Consider the following 21,390-nt stretch of genomic DNA (forward strand, 5'->3'; position numbering starts at 1 on the left):
CGCCTGACCGGCGTTGATACTAGCCGCCGTCCCAGGAACCGGTTTCGGCCATTTGCCTAAGCAGAGGTGCCACTCGAAAGACGTCCTTGCCGGTCTGCTGGTGCCAGTGATCCAGCCGCTGGATGATCTTGTCCACGCCTTCGAGGCTCGCCCAGAACATCGGCCCGCCTTTGCCGACCGGGAAGCCGTAGCCGTTGACCCAGACAAGGTCGATATCGGACGCCCGGGCGGCAATCTTTTCCTCGAGGATTTTGGCGCCCTCGTTGATCATCGGATAGAGCGTCCGCTCGATGATCTCCTCGGCGCCGATTGGCCGCGGTGCAATGCCGCGTTCGGCAGCTTTGTTACGGATCAGCGTCTCGACCTCGGGATCGGGCAGCGGCGTGCGCGAACCGTTCTCATAACGATAGAAGCCGCTGCCGGTCTTCTGGCCGAAATGTCCCTGTTCGCACAACGCATCGGCGATCACGGCCGACTGGCCACGCGCCTTGCGGTTGCGCCAGCCTATGTCGAGGCCGGCGAGATCGCTCATCTCGAACGGCCCCATCGGCCAGCCAAAATCGGTGAACACCTGGTCGACCTGGCTCGGCATGGCGCCTTCCAGCAGAAGCGTCTCCAGTTCCGCACCGCGCGCCGCCAGCATGCGATTGCCGACGAAGCCGTGGCAGACGCCGACAACGACCGGCACCTTGCCGATCCGCCGTGCCAGATCGACGATGGTCGCCAGCACGTCGGGCGAAGTCTTGTCGGCGCGGACGATTTCCGAAAGCTTCATGACGTTAGCCGGCGAAAAGAAATGCATGCCGAGGAGATCTTGCGGCCGCGACGTCGAACCGGCGATCTCGTTGACGTCGAGATAGGAGGTGTTGGTGGCGAGGATCGCGCCCGGTTTGGCCACCGCATCGAGCCTGCCGAAGACATCCTTCTTGACCGCCATCTCCTCGAACACGGCCTCGACGATCAGGTCGCAATCGGCGAGGTCGGCATAGTCGGTGCTGCCCCTGAACAAATCCAGCCGCTCGCGCTTGGCGTCTTCGCTCAGCGATCCGCGGATAACGGAAACGGCATAATTCTTGTCGATCGTCGTCAGTCCGCGTTGCAATGCTTCCTGCGTCGTCTCCAGCAAGGTCACGGGAAGACCGCCATTGACGAACGCCATGGCGATGCCGCCGCCCATGGTGCCGGCGCCGATGACGCCGACCCGGGCGATCTTGCGCCTGACGACATCCTTGCCGGCAATCTTTGCCGCCTCACGTTCAGCGAAGAACAGATGCCGCTGCGCGCGTGACTGGTCACCGGCGACAAGCTTGAGGAACAGGTCGCGCTCCGCCGCCAGCGCTTCGTCGAAGGGCAGCGTCAGGGCGTTGCGGACCGACTGCGCACAGGCGATCGGCGCTTCGAGGCCGCGTGCTTTTTTGGAAAACGCTGCCGCCTGCTTGTCGAAAGCCGGCAAGTCGGCCTGGTCGAGGCGATCATTGCGGTCGCGCACGGGCGTGAACGGATCGCCTTTCGCGGCCGTTTCGCTGGCGAAACTCACCGCTTTCGCGATCAGGTCGCCATCGAAGACGGCATCCACGAGGCCGTCGGCGAGCGCCTCGGCAGCACCGATCGGCGTTCCCGAAACGATCATGCTGAGTGCCTTTAGCGGACCAACCAGGCGCGGCAGGCGAACCGTGCCGCCGCCGCCCGGCAGCAGGCCGAGCTTGACTTCCGACAGGCCGAGCCTTGCCGTTCGGTCGGCAACACGGAAATGGCAGCCGAGCGCCAGTTCCAGGCCGCCGCCGAGCGCAGTGCCGTGAATAGCTGCGACCGTCGGCTTGGTAATAGTTTCCAGCACGGCGACAATAGCGCGCAATTCCGGCTGCTGCGCCGGTCTGCCGAATTCGGTGATATCGGCGCCGGCGACGAAGGTCCGCCCGGCGCAGGCGATCACGATTGCTCCGACCGACGGCTCGTCCCGCAGGGAAACGAGCGCCCGCATCAACGGCTCGCGCACATGGAAGCTCAGCGCGTTGACCGGCGGATTGTCGATGATCACCACCGCGACGTTGCCATGCCTTGTGGTGCTGACGAAATCGGACACGCAAACCTCATACAACGATGTTGGCCAATAGCGCGACGGGATTTACAGCGCTGGCATGCGGATGGGAACCACGTGTTTTGCGGGCCGGATCGTTATCCCCTCGCCGCCGGGTGCCTTGCCTTAGCGCAGCGCCTTCTGCCCACCGGCGGCGGTGATGACGCCGACGATGATCAGCCCTGTCAGCACCAGGCGGACGCCGACGCTGACGCCGAATGTGTTGAGCATGGTCAACAGCAGCACGAGAAACAGCGCCGCGCCCCAGACCCCCGGCACGTTGGCCTTGCCGCCAGCTACCGACGTGCCGCCGATGACGACGACCGCGATCGAGGCCAGCAGATACTCATTGCCGATGTCGACATTGGCGCCGCGGAAATAGCCGGCGAGCAGTGCGCCGTCGAGGCCGCCGAGCGCGCCCGACAGCGTGTAGGTGAGGAAGCGGGTGCGGCCGACATTGACGCCGGCCAGCCAGGCGGCGCGGATGTTCTGGCCGATCGCCAGCACCGAGCGTCCGTAGATCATGCGCTGCAAAACGATGCCGGCGCCGATGGTGAACAGCACGGTGAGGATCGCCAGCACCGGGATGCCGAACACCTGCCAGTTGGTGAAGTCGGCAAAGCCCGGCGGCGGCTTGATCTGCAGGCCGCGCCCATAGCTGATATCGACCGACTGGATAACGAAACTGGCCGACAGCGTCGCGATGATCGGTGGAATGCGCAGCGCCCAGATCAGCAGATAGTTGACGGCGCCGATCGCCATGCCGCAGGCAAGCGCGGCCAGCAGCCCGACCGCGATCATCGCATCGTTGCCGTCCATGACCTTCATGGCGACGGCGCTGGCAAGGCCGATGTTGGCCGGCAGCGACAGGTCGACATTGCCCGGCCCGAGCGTGATGACGAACATCTGGCCGACGCCGACAATGACGGTGAAGACCGCGAGCGACAGCGCCGCCGTGATCATGCCGCCGCCGCCATAGCCGCCGGTGAAGGCGATGGTCGCCAGCCACACCAGCAGCGCCCCGAAGAATGACCAGATCCAGGGTCTGGCGAGCAGGGTCCGCAGCGAAGCCATGCTCACCTCTCCCTGCGGCTGATCAGCACCCGCGCTGCCAGCACGATGATCAGGATGGCGCCATTGGCGGCGACCTGCCAGTCGGGCGGAATGTGCATGAAGGTCAAGAGCGGCGATGCGGCCAGAGCCAGCGTCAGCGCGCCGATGACGGCGCCGATCGGCGACACCCGGCCGCCGACGAACTCGCCGCCGCCGAGGATGACGCCGGCGATCGAAAGCAGCGTGTAGCCATTGCCGATATTGGCATCGGCCGAGGTGGTGATGCCGATCAGCGCCATGCCGGACAAAACGCCGAACAGGCCGGTCAGCGCAAACAGCGCGATCTTGGTGCGCAGCAGCGACCAGCCGGCGCGCTTGAGTGCGGCTGAATTGCCGCCCGATCCACGCAGGATGACGCCATACGAGGTGCGCATCAGGCCAAAGTGGACGACGGCCGCGATCAGCAATGCCGCGATGATCGGGAACGGAATGAAGGGTGGCTTGAAGGCCATCAGCGCCAGCAGCCAGTCCGGCGCCTTGCCGCCGGGCTTCGGCAGGATGAGGATGGCCAGGCCCTGCCAGACAAAACTCATGCCGAGCGTCACCACGATAGAGGGCAGGTTGCGCAGATGGATCAGCGCGCCGAGCAGCGCGTAGACGCCGATCGACCCGAGCAGGATGACGACGCCGAGCAGCGGCGCGTCCTTCAGCCACGTCGCCGTGACACAGCCTACGAAGCCGACAAAGGTGCCGATCGACAGATCGAGCTCATTGCCGGCGATGACGAACATCTGGGCGATCGTCGCCAGTGCGATCGGGATCGCCAGATTGAGCATCAGGCTGAAGCCGAAATAGCTGATGGCGCGCGGGTTGAGCCACGCGATGGCGATGAGCACCAGCGCCAGCGACAGTGCCGGCAGCAGGCTGCGCAGCATACGCGCCCGCCTCGTGGCGCGAGCCGAAGATCTTAGCCCACTCTCGACAGATGCCGCTGTCATCTCAGGCCGCCTCGCCGAACGACGACTGGATGATTTTTTCCTCCGTCAGTTCGTCGCGACGAAGGTTGGCGACAATCCGGCCGTTCTTGAACACATAGATATGGTCGCAATTGTCAAGCTCTTCGGTTTCGGTGGTGTACCAGAGGAAAGTGCGGCCATGGCGAGCCTCCTCGCGCACCAGGTCGTAGACTTCGAGCTTGGTTCCGATGTCGACGCCGCGCATCGGATCGTCCATCAGCACGATCTTGGCGTCGGAGCCGAGCGCCCGCGCGAACAGCGCCTTCTGCTGGTTGCCGCCGGACAGCGAGAAGATGTTGTTGTTCATGTCGGGCGTACGGATGCCGATTTTCCGCTGCCACAACTCGGCGAGCTCGGCTTCGCGCTGCGGCGAGATCAGGAGGCCGTTGCGCAATCGCGCCAGCGAACGGATGCCGATGTTCTCGGCAATCGACCACTGCGGAAAAATCCCGTCCGACTGGCGGTCGCCGGCAACCAGCGCCACCGGCGCGGTGACCTCGATGCCGGTCCTGGCGCGGGAAGCCGCCGCAAAGATAGCCAGCAAAAGATCGGTCTGCCCGTGCCCGGCAAGTCCGGCAAGGCCGATGATCTCACCGGCACGGGCGACGAGCTCGTTGCCGTCCTGCTGTCGCGCCGGCCGCGCCCGGACCCGCAGCGGACCGGGCTCCGGCTTGCCGCTCGCAATCTCTGCGGCGGCCTTCTCGCGTGCCTCCGCTCCGCCCATCGCCGTCACCAGCCTGTCGCGGTCGAATTGATCGGCCTGCCCGGCGGCGACGACCTTGCCGTCGCGCATCACGACGATGCGGTCGGCATTTCCGAGCACTTCGCCGAGCACATGCGAGATCAGGATGCAGCTCTTGCCGGCGGCTACGAAGCGGCGCACGAACGCCAGCAGCTGGCCGGCGGTATGCGCATCGAGCGAGGATGTCGGCTCGTCGAGGATGACCAGTTCGAGCGGCTCCTGCGTGACCGTGAAGGCGCGCGCCACCTCCACCATTTGCCGGCTGGTGATGGAAAGATCACCGACGATGTCGGATGCCGAGATGCTGTGGCCGGGGAATATCTCGTCCAGCTTGGCGGCGATCAGATCGGCCGCCTTGCGCCGCCAGCCGAAGCCATTAAGCGACGCGTGGTTGATCCGCGTGTTCTCGGCGACGCTGAGGTTCGGGCAGAGCGATAGTTCCTGGAAAACACAACGGATGCCGAGCTGCTGTGCGCGCGGCACCGAATAACTTGCCTCGACACCGCCGCGGACCGCGATCTGCCCGCTGTCGGGGGCAAGCGTGCCTGCCACCATATGCATGAGCGTCGATTTTCCGGCGCCGTTATGGCCGACGAGACCGACGCATTCTCCGGCACGAACGCTGAAATCGACACCGGCGAGCGCCTTGACGGCGCCGAAATGTTTTTCGGCTCCGTCCAGTCTTATGATGTCCAAACTGACGGCGCCGAAAAGCTTTTCGGCGCCGTCCGGCATGAGGATGTCTGCATTGGCCTCGGGCATCCCTCAACGATACCCGGTTATCCGTGGCGGCAACGATAGTGCCATGCTCACTTGATGTTGGCCTTGATCGCGGCGATGGCGTCTTCCTGCGTGTATTCGTGGCTGGCGACGCCGCCCTTCGGAATCTTCGGCAGCGCGGCCTCGAAATCATCCTGTGTGAAGGCAAGATAGGGAACCAGCAAGTCGTGCGGCACGTCGGTGCGGCCGTCGAGCACCTGCTGCGCCACCCAGAAGGCAAGCGTCGATACGCCGGGCGCGATCGATGCCGACCAGGTCTGGTAACCGTCCTTGTCCTTCTGCTCCTTCCACCACTGCAATTCGTCCTGGCGATTGCCCATGATGATGGTCGGGCGCGGCTTGCCGGCGGCGGCGAAAGCCTGCGCCGCGCCGTAGCCGTCACCGCCCTGGTCGACCACCCCGACAACATCCGGCAGCGACGGCAGGATCGTTGCGACGGCTTTCTGTGCCGTTGTCTGGTCCCAGTCGCCGGTCACCGAGCCGACGATCTTGAACTCGGGATGGGCAGCGACACCCTCGAGGATGCCGGCGTGGATGGCGTCGTCGATCGAAGTGCCGGCGAGACCGCGGATTTCCAGGAGATTGCCGCCCTTGGGCTGGAACTTGGCCATCTGTTCGACTTCCTGCTTGCCCATGTCCTTGAAGTCGACGACGACGCGGTAGGCGCAGGGTTCGGTGACGATGCCGTCGAACGAGACGACGACAATGCCGGCGTCGCAGGCCTGCTTGATGGCGCCGTTGAGGGCATCCGGAGACGCCGCGTTGATGACGATCGCGTCATAGCCCTGCAGGATCAGGTTCTGCACTTGCGCTGCTTGCGTCGGCACTTCCTTGTCGGCCGTCGTGAAGACGTCCGCGGCGGCGACCACCTTGTCGGCAACCGCCTTCTTGGTGACGATGGCGTAGCTGTCCAGCATCGCCTGCCGCCAGGAATTGCCGGCGTAATTGTTGGAGAAGGCGATTTTCTTGCCGCTGGTGTCGGCAAACGCGGTGCCCGAGGCGAGCATCGCCGCAAGGGCGCCCAAAACGAATATTTTCTTCATGTCATACTCCTCCCGTGAGTTGCTGTCTTACTGGTGGCTAATGGCTGACTGGTGGCTAATGGCTGATACGCTCGCAACGCTGTTTTTTATCTATTATCAGACAAATGCAGATGGGCGACAAGCTGTCAACAGCAATCCATGGCCGGCGATCAACTTGCGGTGCAATGATTGAAACGGGTTCGGCTCCTGGTCTAGGGATGGCACTGGAGACCGATTGAATGGCAGCGAACCTTGCCCCGGGTGCACCCGGCATTCCGGCGCGCTGGACCTCGAGCGCCAAGAGCGGCGTCGGCACTGCGCTCTCGCCGGCCTGCCCGATCTGGTTCACCATCAGTCACGGTATTCTCAACGAGATCTACTATCCCCGCGTCGACAGCGCCTGCACCCGCGATCTGGGGCTGATCGTCACCGGACGCGACGGCTATTTCTCGGAAGAAAAGCGCGACGCCGAGCACAGCATCGAACCGCTCGAGGACGGGGTGCCTGCCTATCGGCTGGTCAACACTGCGGCCGATGGAAGCTACCGGATCCAAAAGCGGATCATTACGGATCCGGAACGTCCTGTCGTGCTGCAGGAGATCATTTTCACGCCGCTCAAAGGCGCGGCCGCCGACTACCGCGTCTACGCGCTGCTGGCGCCGCACCTCGTCAACGCCGGCATGGGCAACACCGCCTGGATCGACGGCCATGAAGGACAGCCTGTCCTGTTTGCATCTGGACGCGGCACCTGCCTGGCGCTCGCCTCGTCGCTGCCGTGGAAGGCGTGCTCGGCCGGCTATGTCGGCGCCTCCGACGGCTGGCAGCAGCTTCGTCAAGGCGGCCGGCTCGATCCGTGCTGCCGCAGGGCCGAGGACGGCAATGTCGCGCTGACCGGCGAGATCGGCTTTTCGGCCGCGAACCCAAAAATATTGCTGGCGCTCGGCTTCGGCACGACGCCGCAACAGGCGGCGGAAACGGCTTTCGCCAGCCTGAGGCAAGGTTTTGAGCCCGCAGCCAGATCCTACGCCGAGAAATGGCGCAAATGGCAGACCGGCCTGCTGCCGCTGGACCGGCATGCGGCGTCCGGCCTCAACAGCTACCGGCTCAGCACAGCGGTACTGGCGGCACACCGGTCGTCTACCGGAGCAGCCGTGGCCAGCCTGTCGATCCCGTGGGGCTTCAACAAGGGCGACGACGATCTCGGCGGCTATCACCTGGTCTGGCCGCGCGATCTGGTCGAAACCGCCGGCGGTTTCCTCGCCGCCGGCGACCCGGCGGAAGCCTTGCGCATCCTTGGCTATCTGCGCTCGATCCAGCAGCCGGACGGGCATTGGCCGCAGAACGCCTGGCTCGACGGTTCGGCCTATTGGCCGGGCATCCAGATGGACGAATGCGCCTTCCCGCTGCTGCTCGCCGACGCGCTGCGCCGCGCCGGGCATTTGCCGCCTGCGGTACTCTCCTCCTTCATGCCGATGATCGAGCGCGCGGCCTCCTACGTCGTGCGCAACGGCCCCGTCACCGGCGAAGACCGCTGGGAAGAGGACGCCGGCTACAGCCCGTTCACGCTTGCCGTCGAGATCGCCGCATTGCTAGCGGCTGCGGACATGTTCGATGCCGTCGGCAAAACAGAGCCGGCAAACTACCTGCGCGAAACCGCCGATGTCTGGAACGATCAGATCGAGCGCTGGACCTACGTCGCCGGTAGCTCCTCGGGCGATGAAGCCGGCGTCGAGGGCTACTATGTCCGCATTGCGCCGCCCGACAAAGCCGGCGCGGCATCGCCGAAAGACGGCTACGTCCCGATCAAGAACCGCCCGCCGGCCGATACCGATCGGCCGGCCAAGGCGATCGTCAGCCCCGACGCGCTGGCGCTGGTCCGTTTCGGCCTCAGGGCGGCCGACGATCCGCGCATCCTCGACACGGTCAAGGTGATCGACGCGCAGTTGCGTTGCGAGCTGCCGCAGGGGCCGCTCTGGTACCGCTACAACGGCGACGGCTATGGTGAGCATGCGGACGGCGCGCCCTTCGATGGAACCGGCCAGGGCCGGCCCTGGCCGCTGCTGGTCGGCGAGCGCGCGCATTACGAGCTGGCGGCGGGACGCAAGGACAAAGCGGCAAGCCTGCTCGCGACGTTTGAGGGCTCCGCCGGGCCGGGCGGCCTGCTGCCGGAGCAGGTCTGGGATGGTCCAGACATGCCGGAGCGCGAATTGCGGCATGGCGGCCCCTCGGGCAGCGCCAAGCCGCTGGTTTGGGCGCATTCCGAGCACATCAAACTATTACGTTCGCTCCGCGACGGCGCCGTGTTCGACATGCCGCCACAAGGCGTCAAGCGCTATATCGAGGGCAGAACGGTGTCGCGCCTCAGGGCATGGCGCTTCAACCACAAGATCCGTACCATCCCGGCAGGCAAGGCGCTGCGCATCGAAGTTCTGGCCCGGGCGGTGGTTCATTGGAGCAGCGACAATTGGGCTACCGTCCATGACACCGGGACCGCCGCGAACCTTTTCGGCATCCATCTCGCGGAGTTGCCGGTTGCCGACGCCGCTCCGGGCAATAGCATTGTCTTCACATTCTTCTGGTCCGATGCTGGCCGTTGGGAGGATGTCGACTTTTCCGTTGGTATCGACGATGCGTCACAGCCACTAGATCATCGATCCCTCAAGTAAGGCAGGACGAGACCATGCAGATAGGAATGATGGGACTGGGCAGGATGGGCGCCAACATGGTTCGGCGCCTGCTGCGCGATGGCCACGAATGCGTCGTCTACGACATCAACCCGGCGAGCGTCGCGGCGCTTGTGAGCGCCGGCGCGGTCGGAGCCGCCTCGATGGAGGACTTCGTCGGCAAGCTGACGAAGCCGCGCAGCGCCTGGCTGATGCTGCCGGCGGCGATCACCGGCCGGATCGTCGACCAGGTGGCCGCCCTGATGGAGCCCGGCGACATCATCATCGACGGCGGCAACTCCTATTATCATGAGGCCGTCGACCACGCCGCGCGCCTGGCCTTGAAAGGCTTGAGCTATGTCGATGTCGGCACCAGCGGCGGCGTCTGGGGCCTCGAGCGCGGCTACTGCCTGATGATCGGCGGCCCTGACAGCGCGGTCCAGCATCTCGATCCGGTCTTCGCCACGCTGGCGCCCGGCGCCGACGCCGCTTCGCCCGCCCCTGGCAAGGACGCCGGAACCGCTCCCTTCGGCTATCTGCATTGCGGGCCGAGCGGCGCCGGCCATTTCGTGAAGATGGTCCATAACGGCATCGAATATGGTGTCATGGCCGCCTATGCCGAGGGCATGAACATCCTGAAGTCGGCGAATGCCGGGAAACGGCAGCGCACCGCCGACGCCGAAACCAGCCCGCTGGAAAACCCGCAATACTACCAGTTCGACATCGACATCGCCGAGGTGGCCGAGGTCTGGCGGCACGGCAGCGTCATCGGCTCATGGCTGCTCGATTTAACGGCCGGCGTGCTGAAGGCCGATTCGTCGCTGACGCAGTTCGGCGGGCGGGTTTCGGATTCCGGCGAAGGCCGCTGGACGCTGAAGGCGGCGATCGACACCGGCGTGCCGGCGCCGGTGCTGTCGTCGGCGCTGTTCGACAGGTTCTCCTCGCAAGGCGAATCCGAATTCGCCGACAAGCTTCTGTCCGCCATGCGCTATGCCTTTGGCGGTCATGTCGAAAAACCGAAGGCCGGCTCGTGACGGGCGACAGGGAGGCACGCCCATGAGCCAGGAACGGTCCGACACGCTGGTGCTTTTCGGCGCCACCGGCGATCTCGCCCACAAGAAGATCTTTCCCGCCCTCTACGCCATGGTGGCCAAGGGAACGCTGAACGAGCCGGTGATCGGCGTCGCCTTCGATCCCTGGGACCTCGCCAAGCTGCAGGCGCGCGCCCGCGACGGTATCGTCAATGCCATCGGCAGCATCGACGAGAAGATCTTTGCCAGGCTTGCCTCGCTGCTTCGCTATGTCAGCGGCGACTACCGGGCGCCTGCGACCTTCGAGAAGCTGAAGACCGCGCTGGGCAGCGCTGAGCGGCCGCTGCACTATCTGGCGGTGCCGCCGGCCATGTTCGAGGTGGTCGTCCAGGGGCTGGAGCAGTCGGGCGCCGCCCAGGGCGCGCGCCTGATGGTGGAAAAGCCGTTCGGCCACGATCTGCAATCGGCGCGCTGGCTGAACCGGGTACTGCATCTGGTCTTCGACGAGAAGTCGATCTTCCGCATCGACCATTATCTCGGCAAGGAGGCGATCCAGAACCTGCTCTATTTCCGCTTCGCCAATTCCTTCCTCGAGCCGATCTGGAACCGCAACTTCGTCGAGAGCGTGCAGATCACCATGGCCGAGGATTTCGGTGTCGAGGGCCGCGGCCGGTTCTATGACGAGGTCGGCTGCATCCGCGACGTCATCGAAAACCACCTGCTCAACATCCTCTTGCTGCTCGCCATGGAGCCGCCGGTCGGCCGTTCGGCCGACGATCTCATCGACGAGAAGGTCCAGGTGCTGCGGGCGATCCGGACGCTGACCAGGGACGATGTCGTGCGCGGCCAGTTCGACGGCTATCTCAACGAGCCGGGCGTGGCGCCGAACTCGCCGGTCGAGACCTTCGCGGCGGTGCGCTTTTTCGTCGATACCTGGCGCTGGCAAGATGTGCCGTTCTTCATCCGCGCCGGCAAATCCCTGCCGGTGCACGCCACCGAGGTCATCGTGCGGCTGAAGCGGCCGCCGCTCGACGTCTTCGATCCGATCAAACCCGGCGACTGCAATCACGTGCGCTTCCGCATCGATCCGCAAGTGGCGATCTCGATCGGAGCCCGGCGCAAGGCACCCGGCGACGACATGGTCGGCGAACAGGTCGAGCTCACCGCGCTCGACGATTCGAAGGGCGACATGCCGCCTTACGAGCGGTTGATCGGCGACGCCATGAACGGCAACGGCCAGTTGTTCACCCGCCAGGACGCCAGCGAGCTCGCCTGGCGCATCGTCGGCCCGGTGCTCGGCGACACCACTCCGCCGCCTGTCTACGCGCCAAAGACCTGGGGGCCGGCCGAAGCCATGGCTGGATTCGGGCCGCCGAACGGCTGGATCAATCCAGCGAAATGATTTCTGGGAGGCGAAAGCGATGGCCAAAGCGGTGAAGCGACCGGCACCCGACGCTGAACAGATCGTGCTTGCGATCGACATCGGCGGCTCGCACGTCAAGATCCGCACCAGCGCCGGCGCAGAGGAGCGCAAGACCGCTTCCGGACCGGAGCTGACGCCGCAGCAGATGGTCGCTGCGGTGAAGACGCTCGCCGAAGGGCTGCACTACGATGTCGTCTCGATGGGCTATCCGGGTCCCGTGCACCACAACCGGCCTTTGACCGAACCGGCCAATCTCGGCAAGGGCTGGGTCGGCTGCGATTTCGCCACTGAGTTCGGCAAGCCGGTGAAGGTCGTCAACGATGCGCTGATGCAGGCCGTCGGCAGTTATGAAGGCGGCCGCATGCTGTTCCTTGGCCTCGGCACCGGCCTGGGGGCCGCGATGATCGTCGATAACGTCGCCCAGCCGATGGAGCTTGCCCATCTTCCCTACAAGAAGCGCGGCAGTTTCGAAGACTATGTCGGCGAACGCGGGCTGCAAAAGCGCGGCAAGAAGAAATGGCGCAAATACGTCTTCGACGTCGTCGACCGGCTTCGCACCGCCATGCAGCCGGATTACGTGGTCATCGGCGGCGGCAATGTCGATGAACTCACCGACTTGCCCGCCGATTGCAGACGCGGCGACAACACACACGCCTTCGAAGGCGGATTTCGACTGTGGCGCGACAAATCCCTGATTATCTGATATTGCTGATTGTCTGATATTATCGAGCACCGGCTCAGGGTTGTTAATCCCGCGCTGCCGTTAGTATTATTATTCAAAATAATGTGTGACGTGGTGCGGCGTCATTGCATTGCGCAGATTTGCCGACTAGGAATTTCTGCGACCCCCACGGACGGAGAGATAGATTGACCGACGACAACAACAACGCTCGCAAAGACATCGACCTGCTCGAGCTGACCGCCCATATCGTCTCCGCATATGTCGAGAAGAACCGCTTGCCGGCTTCCGGCCTCGGCGATCTCATCGCCAGCGTCAGCGCTTCCATAGGTGGGCTGGGGCAACCGGCAGTGCCGGTCGCCGCGCCGCTGACGCCTGCCGTCAATCCCAAGAAATCGGTGACGCCGGACTACATCATCTGTCTCGAGGACGGCAAGAAGTTCAAATCCTTGAAGCGCCATATCGGCGTTCATTTCGGGCTGACGCCAGACGCCTACCGCGCCAAATGGGGCCTGCCGTCGGACTACCCGATGGTCGCTCCCAACTACGCGGCCTCGCGTTCGCAGCTGGCCAAGGCGATCGGCCTCGGCCGCAAAGCCGCCCCGCCCGCGCCCGTCAAGAGCCGGGGCAGGAAGGCCAAGGCGACGGCTTGATACCAAGGCGAGAGCAGGTTTGATCCTTCAGCGATACCACGTGGGCAGGCGTGGGAGCGCGCTTCGTTATCCTCAGCGAAGCGACGTCGTGGAAACCTTGGTATCCATGCTGCGACTTTCTCCGCGTGGCGAAGGTGCGGAATTTTTTGGTACCAGAGGGACAGCGCCCCCCTCTGTCCTGCCGGACATCTCCCCCTCTAGTGGGGAGATTGGCTACCTCGCCAGTCGTCTCTTTAAACGCAGGAATCGCCTTTGACGCTGGAGGTTGGCGAAAGCCGTCGGGACGTCCAATCTCCCCCCTTGAGGGGGAGATGTCCGGCAGGACAGAGGGGGGGCGCGAAGGAACTCGACCTGTGCGCCAAATAACCTCTCCACCTCCGCCGAGCGCGTTTGCCATATGCAATTAGCATGGTAGCCCGAAATTCCTTGATCCAGGCCGGATTTTTGCGCGCGCCTTGCGCCGAACTGCGCTAAAGGCTCTCTTGGCCGGACCAGCGCCCATCGTGGAAGTGCCCCGCCGGCCGACATCGCCGCCACGGGGCCTTATTCCATGACCGCAGAATCCCAAGTACCATCCGACCAGCGCTATGCCGCCTTTCGCCACCGGCCGTTCCTGAGCTATTGGGCGGCGCGCTTCCTCTCGACATTCTCCACCCAGATCGTGTCGGTGGCCGTCGGCTGGCAGATCTACGATTTGACCCGCGACCCGTTCGACCTCGGCCTTGTCGGCATCGTCCAGTTCCTGCCTTCGCTGCTGCTGGTGCTGGTCACCGGCGACGTTGCCGACCGTTTCGGGCGCCGGCTGATCATGGCGCTGGCGGTGCTGGTCGAGGCGGGCTGCGCCTTGGCCCTCCTGCTGCTGACGCTGCGCGGCCTCTCCGGGCCGATGCCGGTCTTCATCGTGCTCGCCATGTTCGGCATTGCGCGCGCCTTCTTCGGGCCGGCCTCGTCATCGCTGTTCGCCAATCTGGTGCCGCCTGAGGATTTCGCCAACGCCATCGCCTGGAACTCGTCCGCCTGGCAGACGGCAACCATCGTCGGGCCGGTCGCCGGCGGCCTGCTCTATGGGCTTTCGGCCGAAGCTGCCTACACCACAGCGGCCGTGCTGATGCTCATTGCCGCCGTGCTGATCTTCACCATCCCGAAGCCTGCCCAGCGCAGCAGGACCGACAGGCCGACGGTACAGACCCTGTTCGCCGGCTTCGGCTATATCTGGAGCGAAAAGATCGTGCTCGGCGCGATTTCGCTCGACCTGTTCGCGGTGCTCCTGTCCGGCGCCTCGGCGCTGCTGCCGGTCTACGCGCGCGATATCCTCGAACTCGGCCCGTGGGGGCTCGGCCTGTTGCGCTCGGCGCCCGGCGTCGGCGCCATCTGCGTCGCCATCTGGCTGGCCGGACACCCGATCCGCAACCATGCCGGCCTTGTCATGCTTGGCTTCGTTGCGCTGTTCGGCGCGTTCACCGTCCTGTTCGGCCTCTCGACCATCACCTGGCTGTCGATCGCTGCTCTCGCCTTGCTCGGCGCCACCGACATGTTCAGCGTCTATATCCGCGAGACGCTGATCCAGCTGTGGACGCCGGACGACGTTCGCGGCCGCGTCAACGCCGTCAACCAGGTGTTTGTCGGCGCCTCGAATGAGCTCGGCGAATTCCGCGCCGGCACCATGGCCGCGCTGATCGGCACGGTTCCGGCCGTGGTGGTCGGCGGTGTCGGGGCGATCGCTGTCGCCGGGCTATGGGCGGTGCTGTTCCCGCAACTGCGCAAGGTGCGTCATCTCAAGGGGCGAAACTGATTACCGCAGCGCCGGCTTGCCGAAAATCATCGGCAGGAACTCGCTGAGCCAGCGCTTGAGGTGCATGTCCCAGATCAGCCGGCCGCCGAGATGGTCGCGGCCGGGCTGTGCGCCGGGCAGTTCGAAGCGGTGCGCGCCGCGCACCACCCAGCGCTGCATCATCGCCCGGGTCAATTCGCCATGGAACTGGATGCCCCAGGCATTGTCGCCATAGCGGAAGGCCTGGTTGGGATAGGTTTCGGCCGTCGCCAAAAGCGTCGCGTCCTTCGGCAGCGAAAAGCCCTCGCGATGGAATTGATAGACCATTTCCGGCCAATGCATCAGCCTGCTGCCCGCTTCGGTCGCCTTAAGCGGATACCAGCCGATTTCGACGAGGCCCTCACCGTGGCCCTCGACCCTGCCGCCAAGATGCTTGACCAGCATTTGCGCGCCGAGGCAGATGCCAAGCAGCGGCCGGTTCTCGTTGAGCGGAATTTTAAGCCAGTCGGTCTCGCGGCGGACGAACTCGTCGCCGTCATTGGCGCTCATCGGGCCGCCGAACACCACCGCGCCGGCATGTCCATCCAGCGTCTGCGGTAAGGCCTCGCCGAGCGGCGGTCGGCGGATGTCGAGGTCGAAGCCTTCCTCGATAAGCATATGGCCGACCCGTCCGGGGCTCGAATGCTCCTGATGCAGCACGATCAGGATCTTTGGTCTCGGGCTTGGCTTGGGCGGCATTGGAAGGCTGGACCCTGTCTATTCGTCGCTTGACGTTCCGGCAGCACCAGGAGCCGCGGCGGCCGCCTTGAGGCGCGCCTCGACACGGTCGCGACGTTCGACGCCGATCAGCTCGGCGACCCGCCAGACGGTATTGTCCTCGAGTTCGTGCAGCTCGCCATCGGCATAGACGATCTCCCACATCAGACCGATGAAGGCCTTTCGCGCCTCGGCGTCGAGATGGCGCTTGAGCACGCTGGTGAAGGCGTAGAGGTCGATCGCCTCATTGTCGGCCCGCTCGCCGGCAGCCGCCAACGCGTCGAGTTCGTCGCCGCTGATCGAGTAGCTTTCCGCCAGCACCTTCTTGAACCGCTCCCATTCGGTATCCTGGCGCACCCCGTCGGCGTTCATCACGTGGAAAAGCAGGGCGGACGCGGCAACGCGCGGATCGTCGGCGCTGGGGCTGGCGCCACCACCGGACGGCAGATCCCTTAGAAACGACAAAACGCGTTCGAACATTAAATCATTCCCAATAAGCCCGGGTCCACTCGACCCTGATCAGAACAAACGAAACCGGCGCGTCGATTTGTCCGCCGCGTCGTCGGGATCGACGCCGGGATCGTCGGGCAGCCGCGTCAGCTCCTGCGCCGGCTCGACGGCTTCGGCATCTTCCGGCACTTGGGCAAACGCCGCCGCGGTGATTGGTGTCACATGATCCTCGGCGGCACGGTTTTCGGTCCTCACTTCGGTCGCTGTGCCCGGTGTCTCGGCAGCAACGGCTGTGTGCTCGATCGCCTCGGCTGTTTCCTGTACCGGTTTGGCTGGAGCCGCGATGGCCGGCATCGGTCCCTCCGGAGTCTCTTCATGGCTGTCGATCAACTGGCCGAGCCGCTCCATCGGCGCCCGCCATTCGAATGCGTCGAGCCTGCCGGTGATCGGCGATACCGGAGCCCAGCGTTCGGAGACGACGCCGTCGGCGACCCAGGCCGGGTCGCGCGGCGCTCTCACCGCCTTCGACAGCAACTGCCGCACCTTGCCCTGGTCACCGCTCTCGGCCTCCTCGATGTCGGCCAGCAGCAGATAGGCGCCTTCGCGGCGATCCATGCGGATGGCGGCTTCCGCCTCGCGGCGGGCGGTTGCAAAATCCTGCGCATCGAGCGCGGCGCGCGCCACGGCCAGCGAGGACTCGGCATGATTCTTCTTCAGCTCCTGCAGCTTCTTTGCCCGGTTCAGCCGGTCGAGCACGGCATCGCCCGGCCTGGCATGGACATAGAGCTCCGCGATCTCCGGGTGCGGCTCGGCCTTCCACGCCGCCTCGAGGATTTTCGAGCCTTTGCGCACGTCGTTCTGCCGAAACAGCAATTTCGCCGCGACGACCGCCGCCGGTGCGAAATCCGGCCGCAGCCGGTTGGCTTCGAGCGCCGCTGCCCTTGCAGCATTGGCATCGCTGTCGATCAGCGCCTGCGCCTTGGCAGTCAGCAGCACGGCGCGACGCCGGTTGGCCGCATCGCGCTCGATCTGCCGGGTCGACTTCTGGGCATCGACCAGTTTCAGCGCGCCATCCCAGTCGCCACGCCCGGTCAGGTCTTCCAACGTCGATTCGGCCGCCCAGGCCAGTTGCGGCGCTACCGCCGCGGCCCGGCCGGCATAGTCGCGGGCTGCGTTGCGGTCGCCGAGCCGCTCGGCCTCGAGATAAAGCCCGCGCAGGCCGAGCAGCCGCATTTCGGGATCGTCGAGCATGGTCTCGAACTTTTCGCGGGCGCCTTCATGGTCGCCTTCGAGCAGCGAGGCCTGCGCGTCGAGCAGCTGGATCAGCGGCTCCTGGTCGGAGCGGATCAGCTTTGCCGCTTCCTTGGTCTTCTTGCGGGCGAGCGCGCCGTCACCGGCGCCAGCGGCGATCATCCCGGTCGACAGCGCCTGATAGCCGCGGTCGCGGCGACGCACGCGGAAATAGCGCGAGATCGTATAGGGACTGTTCCACAGCGCCTTGACCAGCCACCAGACGATCATCACCGCGGCAACCACGGCAACGACCGCCACCGCCGCGACCATCAGGCTGACCTGGTATTGATAGCCGTTGAAGGTAACGAGCATTTCACCCGGCCGGTCGGCCAGCCAGGCGAAGCCGAGCCCGAGCGCAAAGACGACGGCAAGGAATGCGAGGATGCGGATCATTGGGTTCCTCACGCCTTCATCGCGCCGGCGATGAGCGAATCGATCTGTGTCTCGACCTCCATCCGCGCTTTCAGTTTCCCGGCAAAGTCGGCGCCGGCGGCCTTGGCCGCCTCAGGCAGGGCTTCGTATTCACTGAGCGCCTTGGCGTAGTCACCCTGATTGACCGCGACCTCCATACGGGCAACGGTTTCCGGGACGCCGGTGCCTTCGACGGCGCCGATCGGCCTGACCTTGACCAGCGATTCGGCGCTCGACAGCAGCTTTTGCAGGATGCCGGCATTCTGGTCGACAGGCATTGCGGCAGCGACCATGGCGTTGGCGGCGGCGTCCGCTTCGGCGGCAATCTCGGCCCGCGTCGGCACCCCCTTTTCGGCATAGGCGCGCAGCGTCGCGATCTCGGGCGCATCCGGTGAGATCGCGGCAAAGGTTTCGAGTTCGGCTGCGAACGGCGCACCTCGGTCGAGCGCAGCCTTGAGCGCCGAGGCGGCAATGGCCAGCGCGATCTTCGGCTGCGAAGCCTGTGCATCGACCTTGCCCGAGAGCTGGGAAACCGACTGTTCCAGGGCCGCAAGCCGGCCTTCCTGCGCCTTTGCCGTTTCGCCGGCTGACTTCACCAAGGCGTCGAGCGCGGCCAGCCTTTCGTTGAGCGGGCCGAGATCGACCGGCGCCGTGCCGCCGGCCTTGCCGAGGGCCGCGACCGCCTGCTCGATCTGCCGGACCTTGTCGCCAAGTGCCGCCAGCCCGGCATTGTCGCCGGCGCCGCCTTGTTCGACCGTCGACTTCAACGCCGCGACGTCCGCCCTGACCTGGTCCAGCGCCGACGACAGCCCGTCCACCTTGGCCGAGGCGTCATTGTTGGCGTCGGCCTGTCTGAGGTCCGCGACCTCGCGTTTCAGCGAAACGATCTCGCCATTGACCGCGTCGAGCGACACGCCGCCCGACCCCGGCGCACCGAGCAGGCCGGCAAATTGCAGCCCGCCGGCGGCGGCGAGCGCGATGACGCCGCCGACAATACCGGCGGCGATGCCGCTGATGCCGCTCCGCTTCGGCTGCGCTGCCATATGGTCGTCCCTCGCCTCAGCTGTCTTCTCGCCGGAGCCTGGGATCCCCGGTTCGTTGGCCCCGGTTGGGCTGGATGCATCTTCGAAACTGTAGTCGGAAGCCGTGGAGCGCCCGGCCGGCGCATCCGAACCGGCGGGATAAGAGGTTTCCGTTTCCCTGGTAGGATCGGCGCCGGCGTCCGCCGGCTCTTGCGTGCCGGCCGGCGCGGCTGCGTCGGCATGTTCCCACGGCTCGAGATCGGTCTGGTCGGCATGCACCGGCTCTTCAGGCGGCTCGGGCTGCGAGGCGTTCGCCGCTTCCTCGGCTTTCGCCTCGTCGGTTTGCGCCCCCGCTGACTCTGCACTGTCTGGCTGCTGTTTGCCGGCCTCCTGTTCGGCGGCGACTCGCGAGACGGCGCCGGGCTCGAGCTCGATGGTCACCGGCTCACGGCGGCTCTTGGAATGCCGCATCTTCGGCGTCTTGACCATGCTCGGGCTCCGCAAAATTCGCTTCGGATGGTTTGAAGGGTCTAGCACATCACCAAGCGGTGAAAAGGGGCGGCGTGATGACGCCACGGCTTTGGAATTCAGTTTTGGCAAAACGCCGCAGCGATTTTGGGACACGGCATGCGGGACCAGAAATGAAAAACCCGCCTCGGCGGCGGGTCGTTGGCGCGAATCAGCACCTAAGTGATTTTCTAGCATAGCTGCCGGCACAAAGCAAGAACAAAATGTGCCCGAGCGCAATCGCCTCAGCTTGGTGCTGCCCGCGAAGCTGCGGAATAGTGAGGATGCCAGCAGGAGGTATGCCAACGTCCGAAACAGGCAGATGGCTGTCAGCGCGACGCCTGCAAAAGCCCCAGCAAGGCATCCTCGCTGGGCTCAGGCGCAATCCGGATCCTTTCGCCGGCGACCTCGCCTAGGGCCGCGGCAATACGTCCCGACAAGGCGAGAAGGCGTGCATCTTCAAAAACACCGCGCAGCGCCGGACGGCTAGCCAGGGCCTGCATCGCCGTGGCCGCCTTGGCCGAATAGAGCAGCACCGCCTCGACCGGCCGGGCGGACAGGCGCGCAAGAACGGCCTCGTTGGAATAATCCAGCGCAAAAGTGTCGTAGGTCTCGACGGCGCGGACATGAACGCCCGACGCAAACAGCCGCTCCTCGAAGTCCGGAAAGCGCACCCGCCCGCAGAGATAGACGATGGTCTGCCCCGCGTAACCGCCAGCGAGCGCATCGGCCAGCGCCTTGGCATTGCCCGGGCCTTCGCCGACGGACAGAAACCCGGCCCTGCGGGCGGCTTCCGCCGTCTTCCTGCCGACAGCCTGGCACGGCAAGCGCGCGAGCGCGGCAATGACCTCTTTCGGCGCATGGCGAACCGCATTGGCGCTGGTGACCGCGACCGCCGCGGCGGCGTCAGCGAGCGCGCCGGCGTCGACCGGCAGCGCCGCCGTTTCGGTCAGCGGCAGCAGGATCGGCTGAAAGCCGGCATCCGCGAGCCGGCGCGCCGTGCGCGAGGCGCCCGGTTCGGGCCTCGTCACCAGGACGCGGAGCATGTCAGGTCCAGCCGTCGAAGAATGTTTCGCCGGCCTTGGCCCGAACGATCGCGGCGGCTTCCGCGCCGATGCCGGCAGCCTGTTGCGCCGGCCCTTCCAGCCTGACCTCATGCGACTGCGTGCCATCGGGCGAGATGATCAGCCCGGCAAAGGAAACCGTTCCGCCCGATATCGTCGCATGGCCGGCGATCGGTGTGCGGCAGGAGCCGTCGAGCGCCGCCAGGAAGGCGCGCTCGCAGGCCAGCGCCACGCCGGTCGGCCCGTCGTGGATCGCCGCCAGCATCTGTTCCACATCGCGGTCGCCGATGCGGCTTTCGATGCAGATCGCGCCTTGCCCCGGCGCCGGCGGAAAGACGTCGAGCGGCATCAGGTCGGTGACGACGTCCTCGAGCCCGAGCCGCTTCAGCCCGGCATAGGCGAGGATGGTGCCGTCGGCGATGCCGTCGTCGAGCTTGCGCAGCCGCGTCTGCACATTGCCGCGAAACATCACCACTTCGACGTCCGGCCGCATCCGCCGGATCAGCGCCTGGCGCCGCAGCGACGACGAACCGACCTTGGCGCCTTGCGGCAGGCCGGCAATCGTTCGCGCCGCCTTGCCGATGAAGGCGTCGCGCGCGTCCTCGCGCGGCAGGTAGGCGGACAGTTCCAGCCCCTCGGGCAACAGCGTCGGCATGTCCTTCGACGAATGCACGGCGATGTCGATGCGGCGCGCCAGCAGCGCCTCCTCGATCTCCTTGGTGAACAGGCCCTTGCCGCCGGCTTCCGACAGCGGCCGGTCCTGGATGCGGTCGCCGCTGGTCGAGATGACGACCACCTCGAAAGCTTCCGCCGGCATACCGTGCGCGGCCATCAGCCGCGCCTGCGTTTCATGCGCCTGCGCCAGTGCCAGCGGGCTGCCGCGTGTTCCGATTTTCAAGGTTGTTTGCATGACGCGCCGTCCGTGATAACCCCCGGCAGATCGAGGCGGTTTTTCCGGGTTTTCTCCTATCGGGGAA

The 21,390-nt window shown here is 65.4% G+C and carries 17 protein-coding genes; 6 read left to right on the plus strand and 11 right to left on the minus strand.

Features of this window, described 5'->3' with window-relative positions:
- Positions 1-19 precede the first annotated feature (19 nt).
- From NKH78_RS04040 to NKH78_RS04060, 5 genes are all read right to left on the minus strand, one after another.
- A complete protein-coding gene (locus NKH78_RS04040) occupies positions 20-2,083 on the minus strand; it encodes a 3-hydroxyacyl-CoA dehydrogenase NAD-binding domain-containing protein (RefSeq protein ID WP_352882041.1) in 2,064 nt (687 codons plus the stop codon).
- 120 nt (positions 2,084-2,203) lie between these two features.
- Positions 2,204-3,151, minus strand: a complete 948-nt coding sequence (locus tag NKH78_RS04045) for an ABC transporter permease (RefSeq protein WP_023678189.1) — start codon at positions 3,149-3,151, stop codon at positions 2,204-2,206.
- 2 nt (positions 3,152-3,153) lie between these two features.
- Positions 3,154-4,128: an ABC transporter permease gene (locus NKH78_RS04050; protein ID WP_352701269.1), complete on the minus strand. Its 975-nt coding sequence runs from the start codon at positions 4,126-4,128 to the stop codon at positions 3,154-3,156.
- Position 4,129: 1 nt separating this feature from the next.
- A complete protein-coding gene (locus NKH78_RS04055; RefSeq protein WP_352701422.1) occupies positions 4,130-5,623 on the minus strand; it encodes a sugar ABC transporter ATP-binding protein in 1,494 nt (497 codons plus the stop codon).
- A gap of 74 nt (positions 5,624-5,697) precedes the next feature.
- A complete protein-coding gene (locus tag NKH78_RS04060; RefSeq protein WP_352882044.1) occupies positions 5,698-6,711 on the minus strand; it encodes a substrate-binding domain-containing protein in 1,014 nt (337 codons plus the stop codon).
- Positions 6,712-6,929: 218 nt separating this feature from the next.
- Between NKH78_RS04060 and NKH78_RS04065 the strand changes: the two genes are divergently transcribed.
- The 6 genes from NKH78_RS04065 (at position 6,930) to NKH78_RS04090 (ending at position 14,931) form a co-directional block, all read left to right on the plus strand.
- Positions 6,930-9,356, plus strand: coding sequence for a glucan 1,4-alpha-glucosidase (locus NKH78_RS04065; RefSeq protein ID WP_352882047.1), 2,427 nt, complete (start codon positions 6,930-6,932; stop codon positions 9,354-9,356).
- A gap of 14 nt (positions 9,357-9,370) precedes the next feature.
- Positions 9,371-10,387 carry a phosphogluconate dehydrogenase (NAD(+)-dependent, decarboxylating) gene (gene gnd, locus NKH78_RS04070; RefSeq protein WP_352882050.1) on the plus strand — a complete coding sequence of 339 codons (1,017 nt, stop codon included), beginning with the start codon at positions 9,371-9,373 and terminating at the stop codon, positions 10,385-10,387.
- Between the two features lie 22 nt (positions 10,388-10,409).
- Complete coding sequence (gene zwf / locus NKH78_RS04075) at positions 10,410-11,786, plus strand: glucose-6-phosphate dehydrogenase (RefSeq protein WP_352740582.1); 1,377 nt, start codon at positions 10,410-10,412, stop codon at positions 11,784-11,786.
- 19 nt (positions 11,787-11,805) lie between these two features.
- Entirely contained in the window at positions 11,806-12,510 is a 705-nt protein-coding gene (locus NKH78_RS04080; protein ID WP_352740584.1) for an ROK family protein, read from the plus strand.
- 164 nt (positions 12,511-12,674) lie between these two features.
- Positions 12,675-13,139: a Ros/MucR family transcriptional regulator gene (locus NKH78_RS04085; protein WP_352479997.1), complete on the plus strand. Its 465-nt coding sequence runs from the start codon at positions 12,675-12,677 to the stop codon at positions 13,137-13,139.
- Between the two features lie 550 nt (positions 13,140-13,689).
- Positions 13,690-14,931: an MFS transporter gene (locus tag NKH78_RS04090; RefSeq protein WP_352690290.1), complete on the plus strand. Its 1,242-nt coding sequence runs from the start codon at positions 13,690-13,692 to the stop codon at positions 14,929-14,931.
- Here NKH78_RS04090 and NKH78_RS04095 read toward each other — a convergent pair whose 3' ends face one another.
- The 6 genes from NKH78_RS04095 to hemC form a co-directional block, all read right to left on the minus strand.
- Positions 14,932-15,648, minus strand: coding sequence for a glutamine amidotransferase (locus NKH78_RS04095; protein ID WP_352690292.1), 717 nt, complete (start codon positions 15,646-15,648; stop codon positions 14,932-14,934). It lies immediately after the preceding gene.
- 18 nt (positions 15,649-15,666) lie between these two features.
- A complete protein-coding gene (locus NKH78_RS04100) occupies positions 15,667-16,146 on the minus strand; it encodes a tellurite resistance TerB family protein (RefSeq protein WP_352509112.1) in 480 nt (159 codons plus the stop codon).
- Between the two features lie 39 nt (positions 16,147-16,185).
- Complete coding sequence (locus NKH78_RS04105; RefSeq protein WP_352740586.1) at positions 16,186-17,802, minus strand: heme biosynthesis protein HemY; 1,617 nt, start codon at positions 17,800-17,802, stop codon at positions 16,186-16,188.
- A gap of 8 nt (positions 17,803-17,810) precedes the next feature.
- A complete protein-coding gene (locus NKH78_RS04110; RefSeq protein WP_352740588.1) occupies positions 17,811-19,331 on the minus strand; it encodes a COG4223 family protein in 1,521 nt (506 codons plus the stop codon).
- Between the two features lie 347 nt (positions 19,332-19,678).
- Positions 19,679-20,395 carry a uroporphyrinogen-III synthase gene (locus NKH78_RS04115; protein ID WP_352740590.1) on the minus strand — a complete coding sequence of 239 codons (717 nt, stop codon included), beginning with the start codon at positions 20,393-20,395 and terminating at the stop codon, positions 19,679-19,681.
- A gap of 1 nt (position 20,396) precedes the next feature.
- Positions 20,397-21,323 (minus strand): hydroxymethylbilane synthase, encoded by a 927-nt coding sequence (gene hemC / locus NKH78_RS04120; RefSeq protein WP_352740591.1) that lies wholly within the window; start codon positions 21,321-21,323, stop codon positions 20,397-20,399.
- Positions 21,324-21,390 lie beyond the last annotated feature (67 nt).

Origin of the sequence: Mesorhizobium sp. M0910 (genome assembly GCF_040319465.1) — a bacterium.
Taxonomy (GTDB): domain Bacteria; phylum Pseudomonadota; class Alphaproteobacteria; order Rhizobiales; family Rhizobiaceae; genus Mesorhizobium.

What these genes read in the sequence shown, in the direction of transcription:
- NKH78_RS04045 (WP_023678189.1), bottom strand. Translation starts at nt 3,151, where the DNA reads ATGGCTTCGCTGCGGACCCTGCTCGCCAGACCCTGGATCTGGTCATTC.
- NKH78_RS04050 (WP_352701269.1), bottom strand. Translation starts at nt 4,128, where the DNA reads ATGACAGCGGCATCTGTCGAGAGTGGGCTAAGATCTTCGGCTCGCGCC.
- NKH78_RS04055 (WP_352701422.1), bottom strand. Translation starts at nt 5,623, where the DNA reads ATGCCGGACGGCGCCGAAAAGCTTTTCGGCGCCGTCAGTTTGGACATC.
- NKH78_RS04060 (WP_352882044.1), bottom strand. Translation starts at nt 6,711, where the DNA reads ATGAAGAAAATATTCGTTTTGGGCGCCCTTGCGGCGATGCTCGCCTCG.
- NKH78_RS04065 (WP_352882047.1), top strand. Translation starts at nt 6,930, where the DNA reads ATGGCAGCGAACCTTGCCCCGGGTGCACCCGGCATTCCGGCGCGCTGG.
- gnd (WP_352882050.1), top strand. Translation starts at nt 9,371, where the DNA reads ATGCAGATAGGAATGATGGGACTGGGCAGGATGGGCGCCAACATGGTT.
- zwf (WP_352740582.1), top strand. Translation starts at nt 10,410, where the DNA reads ATGAGCCAGGAACGGTCCGACACGCTGGTGCTTTTCGGCGCCACCGGC.
- NKH78_RS04080 (WP_352740584.1), top strand. Translation starts at nt 11,806, where the DNA reads ATGGCCAAAGCGGTGAAGCGACCGGCACCCGACGCTGAACAGATCGTG.
- NKH78_RS04090 (WP_352690290.1), top strand. Translation starts at nt 13,690, where the DNA reads ATGACCGCAGAATCCCAAGTACCATCCGACCAGCGCTATGCCGCCTTT.
- NKH78_RS04095 (WP_352690292.1), bottom strand. Translation starts at nt 15,648, where the DNA reads ATGCCGCCCAAGCCAAGCCCGAGACCAAAGATCCTGATCGTGCTGCAT.
- NKH78_RS04100 (WP_352509112.1), bottom strand. Translation starts at nt 16,146, where the DNA reads ATGTTCGAACGCGTTTTGTCGTTTCTAAGGGATCTGCCGTCCGGTGGT.
- NKH78_RS04105 (WP_352740586.1), bottom strand. Translation starts at nt 17,802, where the DNA reads ATGATCCGCATCCTCGCATTCCTTGCCGTCGTCTTTGCGCTCGGGCTC.
- NKH78_RS04110 (WP_352740588.1), bottom strand. Translation starts at nt 19,331, where the DNA reads ATGGTCAAGACGCCGAAGATGCGGCATTCCAAGAGCCGCCGTGAGCCG.
- NKH78_RS04115 (WP_352740590.1), bottom strand. Translation starts at nt 20,395, where the DNA reads ATGCTCCGCGTCCTGGTGACGAGGCCCGAACCGGGCGCCTCGCGCACG.
- hemC (WP_352740591.1), bottom strand. Translation starts at nt 21,323, where the DNA reads ATGCAAACAACCTTGAAAATCGGAACACGCGGCAGCCCGCTGGCACTG.